This is a genomic window from Methanobrevibacter cuticularis, assembly GCF_001639285.1.
GTDB classification, from domain to species: domain Archaea; phylum Methanobacteriota; class Methanobacteria; order Methanobacteriales; family Methanobacteriaceae; genus Methanobaculum; species Methanobaculum cuticulare.
In genome coordinates this window covers 26,756-42,566 of record NZ_LWMW01000117.1, presented here as the reverse complement: position 1 = coordinate 42,566, position 15,811 = coordinate 26,756, and the positions used below count along the sequence as shown (strand labels likewise).

Genomic DNA, 15,811 nt, shown 5'->3' with positions numbered 1-15,811 from the left:
GGTTGAAGTATGAAAGTTACAGCAATGGATGTTTATAAATTGTTACCGCAAACAAATTGTGGAGATTGTGGAGAAGCTTCATGTATGGCTTTTGCAACAAAATTATCTGATAAAGAAGCATCTTTAGAAGTATGCACAGAATTAACTGAAGAACAATTTGATAAGCTTGAGAAATTACTTGCTCCTGCAGTTAGAGAAATAATAATAGGTACTGGAGATAAGACAAAGGTTATGGGTGGAGATGAAGTACTTTATAGATATGAAGAGTCATATTATAACCAAACATTACTTGCTATTGATTTAACTGACGATTTAACAGATGCAGAATTTGAAGAAAAAGTTAATACGATTGAAAACACAGAATTTGAAAGAACTGGAGAATTATTGAAGTTAGATGCAATAGCTTTAAGAAATAAATCAGGTGATGCAAGTAAATTTGCAGAAGCAGCTAAAAAACTTAAAAAAGCTTCATATCCAGTGTTTTTATGTTCACTTGATCCAATAGCTATGAAAGCTGCTTTAAATGAAATCGGCGATGAAAATCCTTTAATTTATGCAGCTACTGAATCTAATATAGATGAAATGGCAGAGTTAGCTATTGAATATCATTGTCCAATAGCCGTTTTTGCTCCAGGAGATTTAGAAAAAATGAAAAATCTCGTATTCAATTTAAGATCCAAAGAAATCAAAGATATTGTACTGGATCCAGGTACATTTACAGGTGATGGGATTGGAGATACGATTGATAATTTTGTTATGGTTAGAAGATTGGCTGTTGAAGAAAAAGATGAAGATTTCAGATTCCCGATTTTAGGAATACCTGCTTTGAGCAAATTAAAAAATAATGATGATGAAATTAGTCAAAATATTGATGAGGCAACAATTGGTTCAGTATTATTAAACAAATACGCAGATGCATTAATATTTAAAGGTACTGATATTTGGGAATTAATTCCTATTTTAACCCTTAGACAAAGTGTATACACAGATCCTAGAAAGCCACAATCTGTTGATCCTGGAATTTACGAATTTGGAGAACTTACAGAGGAATCACCTGTAATGCTTACTACAAATTTTGCACTGACTTATTATACTGTTGAAGGAGACCTTAAGTCTGGTGATACAACCTGCTATCTGTTAGTTCTTGATACAGTTGGAAAAGCAGTGGATGTAGCTATTGCCGGAGGCCAGTTCCATGGAAAAGCAGTTGCTGATTTAATCAAAGATTCCGGAATTGAAGATAAGATAAAAACAAGAAAAATGGTAATCCCTGGTTTAGCTGCACCATTAAGTGGTGAAATTGAAGATGAAACTGGATGGGAAGTAATGGTTGGTCCAAGAGATTCATCCGCAGCTCCTGATTTTATAGATGAAAAATTCTAGTAATTTCATCTATTTATATAATTTATATAAAAATTATCTAGATATTAGTTATCTAAAAAAATCATTTAATAAAATTATTTATCTAAAAAATGGTGTTTATAATTATCATTAATAAATTTTATCAAAAAATATTATTAAAAATAATTATCTAAAAAATTATTTAATAAAATTATTTATCTAAAAAATGGTGTTTATAATGAAAACATTGATGGTCACAGACCCACAAATGTGCACTGAATGCGAAGCATGCATCAATGCATGTAAAAAACAGTACGGAACATCTAGAGCCCGAAAAACAGGAACAATTCCTATTTTTTGCATGCACTGTCATCCAGACAAAGCTCCATGTGCGAGAATCTGTCCTACTGGAGCTATAGAAGATATTGATGGCACATTAAAAGTTAATGAAGATAATTGTATATTATGTAAACTTTGTTTAATAGCTTGTCCTATTGGAATAATAGCTATTAACAACGAGAAAAAGTCAGCTGAAAAATGCACATTATGTTTAGAATCAGATAATATAATTCCTGCATGTGTAGAAGCATGTAAGGATAACGTTTTAAATGTCTTTTCAATCGAAGACCTTCAAGATCTAAAAGATGATGATGAAATTGTTAAAGATTTAGAAGAAGCTATCAAGACATTTAAAAAATTAAGTTAATTATTATATATGGAATCTTCTTAAAGATTAAATTAATCATTATATATAGAATTTTCTTAAAAATTCTATATTATTATTCTAAGTAAACAATACTGAATCTTCTTAAAGGTGTTATATTAATTTGATTTTTTATATTATTTATATTGATTTTTTATCTTATTTATTTATTGATTTTTTATCTTATTTATTTATTGATTTTTTATCTTATTTATTTATTGATTTTTTATCTTATTTTTATATGATCATTCATTTTATAAGTTTATCATTCTTAATCTTTATTCCTTCCTTTTCCAACATACTTTTTTTCATATCCAAACCGCCTCTAAAACCTGTTAGTTTCATGTTTGATCCTACAACTCTATGACATGGAACAACAATAGCTATTGGATTTTTATTCAATGCATTTCCAACGGCCCTGTATCCTTTAGTACCAATAGAATCTCCAATTTCCTTGTAGGTTCTAACTTGTCCTTTTGGAATATTTATAGTTTCAAGGTAAACTTTTTTTTCAAAGTCTGTGATGTTTAAGCTATTTAAATCAATATACTGAGAAAGATCAATATTTTTTCCTTCTAGATATCCCTCCAATAGTATTGCCATATCATCACATTTAGTTAATCCTTCTTTTTTTATTTCTTCATTAGTTAAATCACTATTTTCATTTTGAAGAAAAACTCTCATGATCTTTTTATTTTTACAATAAACTTTAATTTTAGACATAATATCAACCTTTAAATCCAAGAATGTGTTTTTTATTAATTAAAAATGAATTTCTACTGATTACAGGGTATTAATTTTATATTAAGTAAGTTTTGATAATTCTATATTTTGTTCTCATTAACTATAATAGTATTTCTCATTAATTTTAAGATTAATATTATTCATTATTAAATCTACTATTTTTTAAAATATTAGCTAGGTATAGTAAAAATCCTAATACAAAGTATATTATAACATTAATATCCAATATTCCTGTTTCTACTCCTAGAATTGTGTAAGTTAATAGAATTGCATAGATTACTATGTAAAATGAGTCCTTGGTTTTTTGTAATAGCTTGTATCCTATTCCTAAGATGAATCCTAGGATCCCCATACCAATAACTAATCCTACACGACCAAAATCAAGAAGCATTGGCCCTATAAGAGTAGGGGTGACAGTTACTTCTGTCCTCCAAGCTATTAATGTTCCAATCATCATTCTAGGACCTAATTCACTTCCTGGTATCGAACTAAGTATTATTGATCCATGGGTGATTCCAAAATCTCCTGAAATGTAGCTTAAAAGATTTAAAACATGTAATGTGAAGTCAGCCCTACTTTGAAGAGAGTACAATGGACTAGTATTGGTTGTTATCATGAATTCTTCCAGTGATCTAAAGTAACCAATACCAATTATAATAGATATTGCTGCTAATGCTCCAATGATTACTTCCCAAACAGCTAAAATTTTACCATAATAGCCAATTATTATAGTCATGAGTAATACAGCTATTATTGGAGTTCTATATCCCAACGCTAATAGAAATGAGCTACTGATTACTGCTAAAATAAGAAATCTAAATCTGATTTGAGATTTAGTTATTATTCCTCCTTTAAATTTATCCAGATATGCCGAAAACATGAGCCCTATTCCAGGAATCATTAAAAAAACTGGCATTGTAAATATTGGCTTTAAAGCATATCTAAGAGATGGTTTTAAAAGAGGTATTCCTCCTGCAGAAGCTACACTTAAAAAAAAGAAAGCTATTCCCACTAAAACTAAACAGAATCCAATGGAATAAATATCATCTTTGTTAAATTTAATAAAAGAAAATTTTTCTTGTTTCTGACCATTTTCATTACAATTCCTCGCCTTATCTTTAGAGATATTACAAATAACATTTTGATTTTCTTTGAAAAAATACCTAGAAATTATAAAAGATCCAATTAAGAAACTAATAAATGCAATAGCTAAGTTTATTTGCAAGTTTACTGAAATAGGATTAATCGAAAGCATTAAAAATAGTGCAAAAACGATTATTACAATAGCTGGACTAAATATATGATTTGTGAGGATATTACTTCTTTTAAAAACACCTAAAAAGTTTGAACTAGGATAAAAACTTTTAAAATAGCTATTTACCCATTGTTCTTCAACAAATGCTGCAATTGCAAATATAATAGTAAATAAAAGTGATTTTCTAAATAATTTTTGAAAAAACCTACTTACATGGCTAATCAACCAATAAAAAGCACTCATTTTATCACTTATTTTTTCTTATAATATGTAATGACTTATTAATTAAATAAGTACTCATAAAATAATCATTCATTAAATAACCCATTCTTAAGTAATTTTTCTAATGTTAATGACATCATAAGCATTTTTAATAGCTGCAATATCTTTCTCTGTTGTACCATATATTCTAATGGTTATTATATCAGTTTGACCATTTAATGAGCCGAGAATCTCTGATGCAATAGCTATTTCTTTTGTTTTAGCCATATTTATAAGTAGTTGACTCTGTGCATCTATAGCTAGAGGTCTTATTGAATTTCTTTTGCCATTGATATAAAGTTCATTACTTAATTCCTGATAGCTTTGACTATCCTCCAAATCAGTAGCGATTGTTGTAGAAACCGTATAATTAGTATTGTTAGGTATCCCTTCATTTATCTCATTTAGATTGTCAATTTGCATTGGATTAATTTTAAATTCAGTAACATTTTTATACTTTTCCCCTGTTGTTTCAAGAGTTATATGTTCAATGTATATGTCTGCATTTTTTACATCTTTATATAATCCAGCAAGGACAGATTCTCCATCAACATCTATTAAAACCCTTACACCTGCTCCCGAATTATCATCTACCCATAAAACAGTCCCATGCAGCTCTTGATATTCTCCAGAAGAAGAATTGTACCCACCTACACTAGTTTTGATGACATTACCATCCCTATAAAAAGATAAATATTTTTCTACAAGCTTGTTTAATGTGGAAGAATCAAAAGAAACCGATTGTCCTTTATCATCATCTGCCCCTACTTGACTGAAAGCAAAAACAACAGCTACAATGATTAACAAGATTATAGCTATATCAACAATTGTTAATCTTTTTAAAATATTTTTAAAATTAGGTTTTTTCATTTTAATAACCTGTTTATTTCTTATTTATCATACTTATTTATTTTAAAGAGTAATAAATTTTTTTAAAATATTTTACTATTTCATACAAATATTTTATAAAAAATTATCTTATTATTTCTATAGAATTAATATCCTATATAATTAGTATCTATGGCATTAATATTCTATCTGACATTAATATTCTATACAATTAATATATGACATATTTTCTATTAATTCATTATTGTTTTCTTTTTGTTATTATTTTTTACTGTTAGTACCTTATTATTTTTATTGATTTATCTATGACTTTTCATAGTTAGAATTATTTACAAATGGCTTATTTAATTCAATGCCGAATGAATTTCCTAGATTTTCTTTGTAGCTATTTTCAAAAATATCGAAGATCACATTGAAATTAGTCTTCATCATCATGATGAATAGCACCAACTGGACAAACTTCCAAACATTCTCCACAGTTATCACAACCATCTTGAATAATTATTTTATATGCTTTTTTTTTAATTAAATCAAGTGGACAGACATCTACACAAGCTTCACAGATTGCACATTCAAAAAGGTCAATTTTCAATTTATCACCAGATTCTGTTAGTAAACTTTATATACTAAGATAATTAAAATTTTACATGTTGTAATATTATTAATAAATAAAATAAACAACGAATTAATTATAAAATTCTTAATATTTATAAATATTCATATTACATATTGTTCGTTTGTAAAATATAACTCTAAAAAACCGTTAAGATTATATATTATAGTGTTCAATTAATGTTGTTGTATGCAGGGGTGCCCGAGCGGCCAAAGGGGGAGGACTTAAGATCCTCTGGTGTAGGCCTTCGAGGGTTCGAATCCCTTCCCCTGCACTTTAAATTAATTTAATAGCTTTTTTTACTATTTTTTGCCTTAGTGGCTCAGCCGGTAGAGCGATACCTTGGTAAGGTATAGGCCGGGGGTTCGAATCCCCCCTAAGGCTTTAAAATTGAAATTAGTATCATGATAATTCTTATTTAGGATAGTAAGAAAGAGATTAATTATATTAAGTATTTTCTTTTATTATGAATTAATTAAAAAATGCATAATTATATTGTAATATTTTATTATAATAACATGTTATAATAATGTAATATAATAATATGTTGTTAATAATTGTAATATAATAATACGTTATTAATAATGTATTAATTTTAACTTAGTACGAATATTTCTTTTTAAAAATGATATTAAATATTTTCGACATTTTAATATCCAAAAAGCTATTTATTACAATGTTTTTTTTATTTTAAGTTGTTTAAATTTATTATAATTCAGTGTATAATTATAATCTATTAAAAATTTAAAAAAATTTTTTTAATTATAGTTCTATTTGAGAAAATTAAAATAACAAAAAAATGAATATAATAATCAAATTCTTATATAATCATTTAAATTTTTATATATAGTCCTGAAAGAAAAGATTCTAATCAATGGTTTATTGGAATATTAATCTGTTTCATGAATATAAGTTGTTATTATCTTTAATTTCTAAAATAATCTTTAATAATTTTATTATTAAAAATATATATATTGTAATTATTTAGATTGAGAAGTAAATGAATATAAAAGTTTTTAAAAAATATCATTACTTATAAACTTTATTTTCAGGACTATAATCAGTGCATTTTGGATTAATTTTTCTATAATAAAATTTATCAATGTTTTAATCAGAAAAAAATACTAATAATTAAATTATGAAATAAAGGAAAAAAAGAATGTTTGGAAAGAATAGTTACATTAATTAACTTCTTTCCAAAAAATAGATAACACAAAAACAACTTATTTATTTAGGCTTTTCTGTATACTGTTATTTTGAGTTTAGCTATTTTGTTGTATGCTAGGTTTTTGACCATTGTTTTTAGTATTTTAGATGCTTTGTTGTAGCTGTATTTGGTGTTTTTTGTTGTTTGTATTTTGTAAAGTTTGTATTTTTTGAGTATTTTTTTGAGTGATTCTGTGAAAGTCTTTGAACCTGTTTTTTCTCCATAATTTTTGATTGAGTAGGTTATGTAGTAGATTTTGTATTTTTTAGTCTTTTTTGAAGTTGTTTTTTTACTGTAAACTTTTATTTTTGCTGGTGTTAATGGTTTGTTAACATTTAAGGTTTTTGTTACACTTGCTGATTCTTTGAATACATATTTTCCAGTTGAATTGGTTATTGTTGTTTCTTGGGATTTTGCATAAACACTGTAGTTAGCTGTTTTAGGGACTTTGTAAATGAATCTTGCTTCACCGTATTTATCAGTTATTGCTGAACCTACTTGTTCACCATTAACATAGAAATAAACCTTCTCACCAGATAATAATTCATCTGTGTCTTTTTTTGTGACTGTTGCTATTATTGTGATTTGTCCATTACCTGAAACAACAGCTAATGTAGTACTAGTTTCATAAATGACATTAACAGTTACAGTACTGTTGTTAATTGATACAATATTATTAATACCAGTATTAGCTACGATATCACCTTTGTTATTGGTTGCGTTAGTATTGTTAATAGCTATATTGTTGTTGTCACCATTGTTGGTGATTAATCCATCTTTTGCTGTATTATTAGTTATAATAGAATTGTCAACTGTGATTTTATTATCATCGCCTTCACTGCTTACTAGTCTATCTTTATTACCTGATAATTCACTGTTATCTATAGCTATTTCGTTTTCATCACCAGTACTACTGATCGCTCCACCATTGTGTGCAATATTGTTATTTACTGTTGAATTATCCAAAACAATAACATTACTATCACCATTACTGTTGATTACTCCACCTTTATTTACGGCATTGTTGTTGTTGAAATCAGTATCATTAGCTGTTATATTATTATTTTCACCGTTGCTGTTGATTACTCCACCATTTCTAGCAGAGTTATTATTGAAAGTAGAGTTGTTAATATTAGTCTCATGGAAATTACCATTGATATCTATTACTCCACCATTAGAAGTAGCAGAATTATTCTCAAACAATGAACTATCTATATTAACTTTACCTTCTTCACCATTAATATCTAATGCTCCACCAATCTTAGCACTATTATTCACGAAAGTGCTGCCTTCTATATTAATAGTCTGATTAATACCACTAGCAAATAATGCTCCACCTTCTTTAACAGCACTATTGTCACTTATAATACTATTCTTAATAGTAAGCACATTATTATCATTAGTAAAACCTATTCCACCACCATTAATAGCGGCAGAATTATTAACTACAGTAACATTATCCAAAACAGAACTACTATCATCACCACTAATACCTAAAGCACCATAACTACCAGTACTTGCAGTGTTGTTTTCAAAAGTACAATTAACAACCAAATTAACACTATTAACTCCACTTATACTTAAAGCACCAATATTATTACTTGCAATGTTGTTTATGAACACTGAATTTTCGACAGTATTACTAGAACCAACTCCACCCATACGTAAAGCACCAATATTATTACTTGCAATGTTGTTTTCAAAAGTACAATTATCAACCAAATTAATACTATTAACTCCAAATATATATAAAGCACCACAAATACCACCTGCAGTGTTGGTTATGAACACTGAATTTTCGATAGTATTCCTAGAACCAACTCCCGCCATAGTTAAAGCACCATAATTATTTGCAGTGTTGTTTTCAAAAGTACAATTATCAACCAAATTAGTACTATTATCTCCAGTTAGATATGCAGCACCATAATCAGTACTTGCTTTATTGTTTTTGAATACTGAATTTTCGACAGTATTACTAGAACCAACTCCACCCATACGTAAAGCAGCACAACTAATTGCTGCGGTGTTGTTTTCAAAAGTACAATTATCAACCAAATTAGTATTATTATCTCCAGTTAGATATGCAGCACCAAAATTAGTACCTGCATTGTTGTTTTCAAAAGTAACATTATAAACCAAATTAATACTATTATCTCCACTTAGTCTTACAGCACCTTGATTCGCACTTGCTTTATTATTTTTGAATACTGAATTTTCGAGAGTATTATTGGAACCAGCTCCAGCCATATAGATTGCTCCACCATTATCTGCGGTGTTGTTTTCGAAGGTACAGTTAGTTATGGTTAATATTATGTTAGCTTGAGTTGATGTGATTACACCACCATTTGTGCTGTTTCCGTTTATGAAGGTTATGTTTATCAGTGTTAGGTTGATTCCTGCATTTATTGTGAATGCTCGTCCACTGTTTTCCATGTCGATTATTGCTCCACCTTTGTTTACGGCAGCTAGTGTCATATTTTTGCTGATCGCAAGATTTTTATTACCTGTTCCTGAATATACACCATCAATTAAGTACAGCGTACTTCCATTAGTAAAGCTATTGTTGTTGATTGCTGCATCTCGTATAGTAGTAGTGTTATCAATAGTAACATCTACTGCGTTTGCTGTGCCGATTAAACAAAAAGCACCAATAGCTATTATTGCGGAAATTATCAAAAAAATCGATAATTTCTTAAATCCATTTTTATACATAATTTAAATTCACCTCAATATTTTTTTATTTAATTAATATATCGAACCATGTTTTTACTTAAATATCTAATATTCGATATAATGCCAGCTATTAGTTAAAAACTAAAAAATGTTTAACAATCATCCCCTACTAACTAATATCTCATCAATAATAAATGGAAAAAACTTGTTAGTTACTGAAAGAACAGTTAGTATCCTATTAAACTATTAACTTTTAATTACTGGGCAAACATACTTATAATAATTACCCATATATAAAGATATCACTTCTACACACTTCAATACCAAAACAAGAAGAAACCACAAATCAGAACTAATTCCATAGACTACTCCCCCCCCCCCCTTAACATATAAAGAACTTAAAACCATGCACACAAAAATTAAACACAAAAAATTATCTTTTTCACAAAAACAAGTTATTTAATCCATCATCGGATTTTCAATCTATTCTTTTATTATAAAGAATAATTAATACAACACAATAACAAAATACTACCATTTAAATAAAATATTTTATAATGATTTTATCCCTTATTTTAACAATTATGATTTTATCCCTTATTTTAACAATTTTCTCAACTACTAGAAAATCACGAATAATACCATATAAAAACAATCTATAGATCCTATTATCTTTTTTTATCTAAAAACTACTCATCACAATCATAATAACCAAAAAACAATAGTACTTCACTTTTAATTTCATCATTGGTGTTTATAGAGAGTATAATTTTCACTGTTTAGTGTGAAATATTAATATTAGTCTATATTTTAACATCATTGCCAATGTTTATTAAAGGATTTAGACCCTTTTTTAGCATTTTTTTAATATTATCCTTAATTTTCAACAATATAGTATTATTAGGCCTGAATAATTGATTTAATGACGTTTAATACTTTTTATCACAATTTTTACATTTATATCTTCAAATATAAAACTTTATTTTAACAATTAATAATAAAATAAGTTTTATTTATCTATATTGTTCTTTGTTATGTTTATATGGAGCACAATTTGAAGACATTAGATTCTACAACTCAAAACAAGCACTAATAACCATACGTACACAATCATCAATTCCTAAAACAGATCCATGGTTAAAAAACTCATGTTCAATTTTTTTTTTCAAAAATTGAAAGAAAAAACGAAAAATCGAAAAGATTATAATCTATAGAACATATACTAATATCATGAGTAATTGATTTTATTTTCACACCACAATCTTTATCCACCATTATATACAGATTTAACGAATTCTTAACAAGTTTTTCATGCAAAAAATATATATCATCTGTGAAAAACTCATCAAAGTGAAATTTCGGCTCTAAAACAGAACACAATATCATGTTAAAAATCATGAAAAAAATTGAAAAACTACAATTTTTTACACCATCTAATTTTTTAAAGAAATGAAAAAAAATATATATGATGAATAAGTTCATTATAACTCCTAAAAAAATAAAATGATAAAATTCATCATGAAGATTGTTAAAAATAAAAAATAAATATAATAGTAATTCATCATGAAGATTGTTAAAAATAAAAAATAAATATAATAGTAATTCATGTAAAATTCGTGAAGGGATAAAATTGGCTAAATCTTTTGAAATAATAATGGCAGGACTTATATCAGGAATAGTTGCTTTAACCACAACATTCTTAGGAGTTGGAGGAACAGTAATTGGAGCTGTATTAGGAGCTATTGTTTACCAGATCTTATCTATAGTTGTTAAAGAGCCACTTGAAAATACAACTGTAAGAAAAGTGGAAAATGAAGTGGTTTATATATTGCCACTAGTTTTAATAGCCATTATTCTCACAATATTCATCATGTCTTATTTTTTTATAGAATTCCTTACATATTATGAACTATTGAAATCCGTCACAGAGAACAATTTACTAACAATTATGGGCATTGGTCTAATAGTTATGGGGATATACCCAATATTACAATCTAAAAATATTAAAAAGATTTATGGGACAATAGTGCTAATTTTAGGAACATTTCTTCTTATTAGAGGCTTAATGCCATATAATTCATTACTAATGGAAGCATATATACAATTAACTGGACAATATGACATGATTTCTATTTTTATCCTATTAGCTCTTTCAGCTATTATAATAGTAATATTCTCAGATTCAGTAACATTGTACAGAGGAAGGAAGCGGAATATGGATATACCTATAATAAGTAAAGATAACGATGAGTTTAAAACTATACATGTTGATAATTATAATACTAATAATTCTAGTTTAGATGCCATTAACAATGAGAAGAAAAATATCATTAATGAAATTAAAAAAGACATTATTAAACCTGATGAAATTAAAAACATAGCCATAGATGTTATTAAAGATATTAATAATCCCAATATAGATAATGATATTGAAAATCTTAATGCTACAATGGATAATGATAATATGTTTAATGAGAAAAATATGAACAATGGCAATAATAATGAGCATATCAACAATGATAAATATAACACAGGAAAAATTAACAAAGATTATGCTGAACATCGTGCAAAATCTACTATAAAATCTAATAAAACAAGTACTATGTCTAGAAATCAAAAATTTTTTAAAAGGAAATAGTATTTATTATCATATATTGAATCAAAGGATATCTAGTTAAGATTGATAAATTAAAAATAATATTATATGAAAACAGGATGTTACTAAAAATAATAAAATTGCAAAGAATGATTAATATTAGGAAACTAATAATATTAGTAATCTTAAGAATAGTTAACATAATGAGGATCCAATGCCAAAAAGTAACAAAAGATTAAAAGACATATTAGACATCATATTATATGAAAATCCATCTACTCAAGATGAAATAGCTAAAAAATTGAAAGTTAGTAGACGTTATGTGACAAAATTACTTAAGCCTTTGATTGAGGACAATATTGTTAAAAGAGCTTATATTATTGATTTAAAAAAGTATGAAGAGTTTTCTGAATTTTTTGATGATGGGAGTATTTCTAAAGATCACTCTGCAACTTTTTTAATTAAAGGTATGTTGCAAAAAATGTCTGAACATGTTTCAAAACAAATAAAAACAGCTTTTGATTCTTTAATAGAAAATGATAAAGAGAAAGCAAAAGTAGCTATGGAAATGGATTATACTACTAACAACATGTTTGAAAAATTACGCTCTTCTGTTGAAACAGTTGTAAGTATAGATCCTTATTCTCAATTTTCAAAAACAGTGACTTTTAATGAGATAGCTTATGATTTGGAGCGTATTGGGGATTATTCTGATCATTTTTCAAAATTTGTAATAAATGAGGATCATGAAATAAACGAAGATATTGTCAAGTTTTTAAAATCAATGCATAAAAAAATTAATAAGATGATTCATTATTCTATGGATGCATTCTTAAATGAGAATTTAGGAATAAAAGGAGATTTAATGGATTTAGAAGAAGATATTCATAATTTACAAAAGAAAGCTCTTAATTGTATAGCTATTGAAATGGCTGAAACATCTTTCGAAGATAAAGACACTTCTACTTATTATATTTACCTATCTAGACTAGTTAAATCCTTTGAAAGAATTGGAGACATTTGTATAGAAATAATGGACACAGCAACAGAATTTCATAAAAACATCCCTCGATCTACTGTTCCAAGAAACTTTAGGAAAGAATAAATACATATTAAGCTTAAACAAGATCTTATTGAAATCATTAGGAGATATATCTTAATATATACTAAAATTTAATAAAAAAATTCATTAACAATATAAACCCAAATATAATCATGATTTTTCTATTATTAGAATCATGAAGAATATCTATTTTTTCCATTTTATATCTTATTTTTAACATCCCTCATTTTTAATATTTTTGACATATTTTTTCACCTTTTGTGAATGTAAATTTAAAGAATTTAATAGCTATTTTTATTTTTGTTCTCATAAAGTGTACAATTAAACACTAAATGGAAATGTTTATATAGGTAAAAAATAAGGTAAAAAGTGAGGTGTAAAAATATGAATAGTAAATATATTATTGGAATAATAGCAATAATTGCTATAATCGGTGTAGCTGCTTTTACATTTACAAGTGATGGTAGTGCATCAAAAATAGACATTGTAGGTTCAACTTCTGTTCAACCTGTAGCTGAAAAACTTGCAGAAACATATCAAGCATCACATCCTGATGTTAAAATAAATGTGCAGGGAGGAGGTTCTAGTGTTGGTATAAAAACTGTTCAAGATGGTAGTTCTAATATAGGTACAAGTTCAAAAGACCTTAAAGCTGATGAAAAAAAAGGCTTAAATGAATATGTTCTTGGTAATGATGGTATAGTGATGGCAGTTAATACTCAGAATTCAGTGAAAGATTTAACTACAGAACAATTAAAAGATATTTTCTCTGGAAAAATAACTAATTGGAAAGAAGTTGGAGGTTCTGATGCAACTATAAACATTATAACTCGTGAAGAAGGTTCTGGAACATTAGATGCTTTTGAATCTATTGTTATGGGGAAAGATACTAAGATTAAATCTGATGCAATTGTTCAAAGTTCAACTGAAGCAGTGAAACAATCAGTAAAACAAGATCCTAATGCTATTGGTTTTGTTTCATTTGCTCATATGAGTGATGATGTAGCAGCATTAAATATTGATGGAGTAGCCCCTAGTGAAAGTGCTATAGCTGATGGAACTTACAAATTACAAAGACCATTCATCTTTTTAGTAAAAGAAAATCCTACTGGCCAAATTAAAGAATTTATCGACTGGGTTATGGGTCCTGAAGGCTCAAAAATAATAGCTGAAGAAAAGATAGTAAAAGCTAGTAAATAACAATTAAAAATCTTTACGATGATATTAATGATTAAATAGCCTAAATTAATTATATTATAACTAATAAAAATAAATTGTCTTATCTATCTTAATTCAGATAAAGACAATATTTCTATTTGTTTTTTGATATTTTTAATTCTTTTTGATATTCTATATCATGCCAATTTTTAATAAAATAGTTGATTAAAATAAAAATTCGATTTGATTTATTAAAATAAATTAATAAAGAGATTTATTTTCGATTATAGATGTTTATGATTGTTTGTATTAAATAAAAATTCAATATCTACAGTGAAATAATATATAGATAATTAATTAAGAAAATTAGTTTTTATTTCTAAAATTACATCATCAAAAAACCTTAATTTTTAAATAGTTCTAAGTTGAACTAAGGTTAAGGTGATGATATGAACTCAAAATATAAGAAAATAATACTAGTTATTTTAATTATTGTTGGTGCATATTTACTGATTAATCCTGGTTCAAACTATGAAAGAATTGATATAGTTGGTTCTACATCTGTACAACCTGTTGCAGAAAAATTAGCTACAGAATTCATGAAAAATCATCCTAATATCAAAGTATATGTACAAGGAGGAGGTTCTGGAACAGGAATAAGAAGTGCAGAACAAGGAATTGCATCAATTGGTATGAGTTCTAAAGAATTAGACGAAAATGAGAAAAAAAATCTTACTGAAATAGAAATTGGAAAAGAAGGAATCGTCATTGCCGTTAATAATAAAAATAACATTTCAGAATTAACAATTAATCAAATTAAAGATATATTCAATGGAAAAGTTACTAATTGGAAAGATATTGGGGGAAATGACCTAGAAATCCATATTATAACTCGTGAAGAAGGTTCTGGTACAAGATCTGCTTTTGAATCCATTGTTATGGGATCTACTAAAATTAAATCTGATGCAATAGTTCAAAGCTCAACTGAAGCAGTAAAACAGTCCGTATCTTCTGATCCTGGAGCTATTGGTTTTGTTTCATTTGCCCACATGAGTGAAGAAGTAAAAGCTCTATCTGTAGACAATATTTATCCTACAGAAGAAACAATATCCAATGGAGAATATGAATTACAACGACCATTCTTGTTTCTTATTAAAGGTAAGTCATCAGGAATTGTGGAAGAATTTTTAAATTGGGTAAAGTCTCCAGCAGGAAACAAAATAATTAAAGAAGAAAAAATCATTCCAAGTTAATGTAGATTAATAAAATTAATATAGATTAATAAAATTAATGTAGATTAATAGCTTATTAAATAGAACCATTTTAAAAAAACTTACTTCAAAAAAAG

At 27.0% G+C, this 15,811-nt stretch carries 13 protein-coding genes and 2 tRNA genes; 8 read left to right on the top strand and 7 right to left on the bottom strand.

What is annotated here, in order from left to right; genetic code table 11:
- Positions 1-9: 9 nt before the first annotated feature.
- Together acsC and MBCUT_RS07400 are read left to right on the top strand one after the other, a co-directional pair.
- Complete coding sequence (gene acsC, locus MBCUT_RS07405) at positions 10-1,383, top strand: acetyl-CoA decarbonylase/synthase complex subunit gamma (RefSeq protein ID WP_067260052.1); 1,374 nt, start codon at positions 10-12, stop codon at positions 1,381-1,383.
- 196 nt (positions 1,384-1,579) lie between these two features.
- Entirely contained in the window at positions 1,580-2,047 is a 468-nt protein-coding gene (locus MBCUT_RS07400) for a 4Fe-4S dicluster domain-containing protein (protein WP_067260051.1), read from the top strand.
- A 246-nt stretch (positions 2,048-2,293) separates the two neighbouring features.
- Here MBCUT_RS07400 and MBCUT_RS07395 read toward each other — a convergent pair whose 3' ends face one another.
- From MBCUT_RS07395 to MBCUT_RS07380, 5 genes are all read right to left on the bottom strand, one after another.
- Positions 2,294-2,767, bottom strand: coding sequence for a methylated-DNA--[protein]-cysteine S-methyltransferase (locus MBCUT_RS07395; protein WP_067260050.1), 474 nt, complete (start codon positions 2,765-2,767; stop codon positions 2,294-2,296).
- Positions 2,768-2,924: 157 nt separating this feature from the next.
- On the bottom strand, positions 2,925-4,286 hold the full coding sequence (locus tag MBCUT_RS07390; protein WP_067260049.1) for an oligosaccharide repeat unit polymerase family protein: 1,362 nt from the start codon (positions 4,284-4,286) through the stop codon (positions 2,925-2,927).
- Positions 4,287-4,373: 87 nt separating this feature from the next.
- A complete protein-coding gene (locus MBCUT_RS07385) occupies positions 4,374-5,174 on the bottom strand; it encodes a hypothetical protein (protein ID WP_067260048.1) in 801 nt (266 codons plus the stop codon).
- A 282-nt stretch (positions 5,175-5,456) separates the two neighbouring features.
- Positions 5,457-5,588: a hypothetical protein gene (locus MBCUT_RS11770; RefSeq protein WP_281177978.1), complete on the bottom strand. Its 132-nt coding sequence runs from the start codon at positions 5,586-5,588 to the stop codon at positions 5,457-5,459.
- On the bottom strand, positions 5,572-5,745 hold the full coding sequence (locus MBCUT_RS07380) for a 4Fe-4S binding protein (RefSeq protein ID WP_067260047.1): 174 nt from the start codon (positions 5,743-5,745) through the stop codon (positions 5,572-5,574). Before MBCUT_RS07380 ends, MBCUT_RS11770 begins: the two co-directional genes overlap by 17 nt.
- A 212-nt stretch (positions 5,746-5,957) precedes the next feature.
- On the opposite strand from MBCUT_RS07380, the gene MBCUT_RS07375 reads away from it, so the two are divergent.
- Both MBCUT_RS07375 and MBCUT_RS07370 read left to right on the top strand, forming a co-directional pair.
- Positions 5,958-6,040: transfer RNA gene (locus MBCUT_RS07375), tRNA-Leu, on the top strand.
- 37 nt (positions 6,041-6,077) lie between these two features.
- Positions 6,078-6,150: transfer RNA gene (locus MBCUT_RS07370), tRNA-Thr, on the top strand.
- 847 nt (positions 6,151-6,997) lie between these two features.
- On the opposite strand, the gene MBCUT_RS07365 is transcribed toward MBCUT_RS07370, so the two are convergent.
- Both MBCUT_RS07365 and MBCUT_RS10940 read right to left on the bottom strand, forming a co-directional pair.
- Positions 6,998-9,685 carry a beta strand repeat-containing protein gene (locus tag MBCUT_RS07365; protein WP_067260046.1) on the bottom strand — a complete coding sequence of 896 codons (2,688 nt, stop codon included), beginning with the start codon at positions 9,683-9,685 and terminating at the stop codon, positions 6,998-7,000.
- 207 nt (positions 9,686-9,892) lie between these two features.
- Complete coding sequence (locus tag MBCUT_RS10940; RefSeq protein WP_157082532.1) at positions 9,893-10,054, bottom strand: hypothetical protein; 162 nt, start codon at positions 10,052-10,054, stop codon at positions 9,893-9,895.
- Between the two features lie 1,222 nt (positions 10,055-11,276).
- Here MBCUT_RS10940 and MBCUT_RS07355 point away from each other — a divergent pair.
- From MBCUT_RS07355 to MBCUT_RS07340, 4 genes are all read left to right on the top strand, one after another.
- Positions 11,277-12,284 (top strand): hypothetical protein, encoded by a 1,008-nt coding sequence (locus MBCUT_RS07355; RefSeq protein WP_067260044.1) that lies wholly within the window; start codon positions 11,277-11,279, stop codon positions 12,282-12,284.
- Positions 12,285-12,456: 172 nt separating this feature from the next.
- Positions 12,457-13,347, top strand: a complete 891-nt coding sequence (locus tag MBCUT_RS07350; RefSeq protein ID WP_067260043.1) for a phosphate signaling complex PhoU family protein — start codon at positions 12,457-12,459, stop codon at positions 13,345-13,347.
- A 342-nt stretch (positions 13,348-13,689) separates the two neighbouring features.
- Entirely contained in the window at positions 13,690-14,505 is an 816-nt protein-coding gene (locus MBCUT_RS07345; RefSeq protein WP_067260042.1) for a phosphate ABC transporter substrate-binding protein, read from the top strand.
- Between the two features lie 407 nt (positions 14,506-14,912).
- The gene (locus tag MBCUT_RS07340) at positions 14,913-15,716 is read left to right on the top strand and encodes a phosphate ABC transporter substrate-binding protein (protein WP_067260041.1); all 804 of its coding nucleotides are present in this window, start codon (positions 14,913-14,915) and stop codon (positions 15,714-15,716) included.
- Positions 15,717-15,811: the final 95 nt, after the last annotated feature.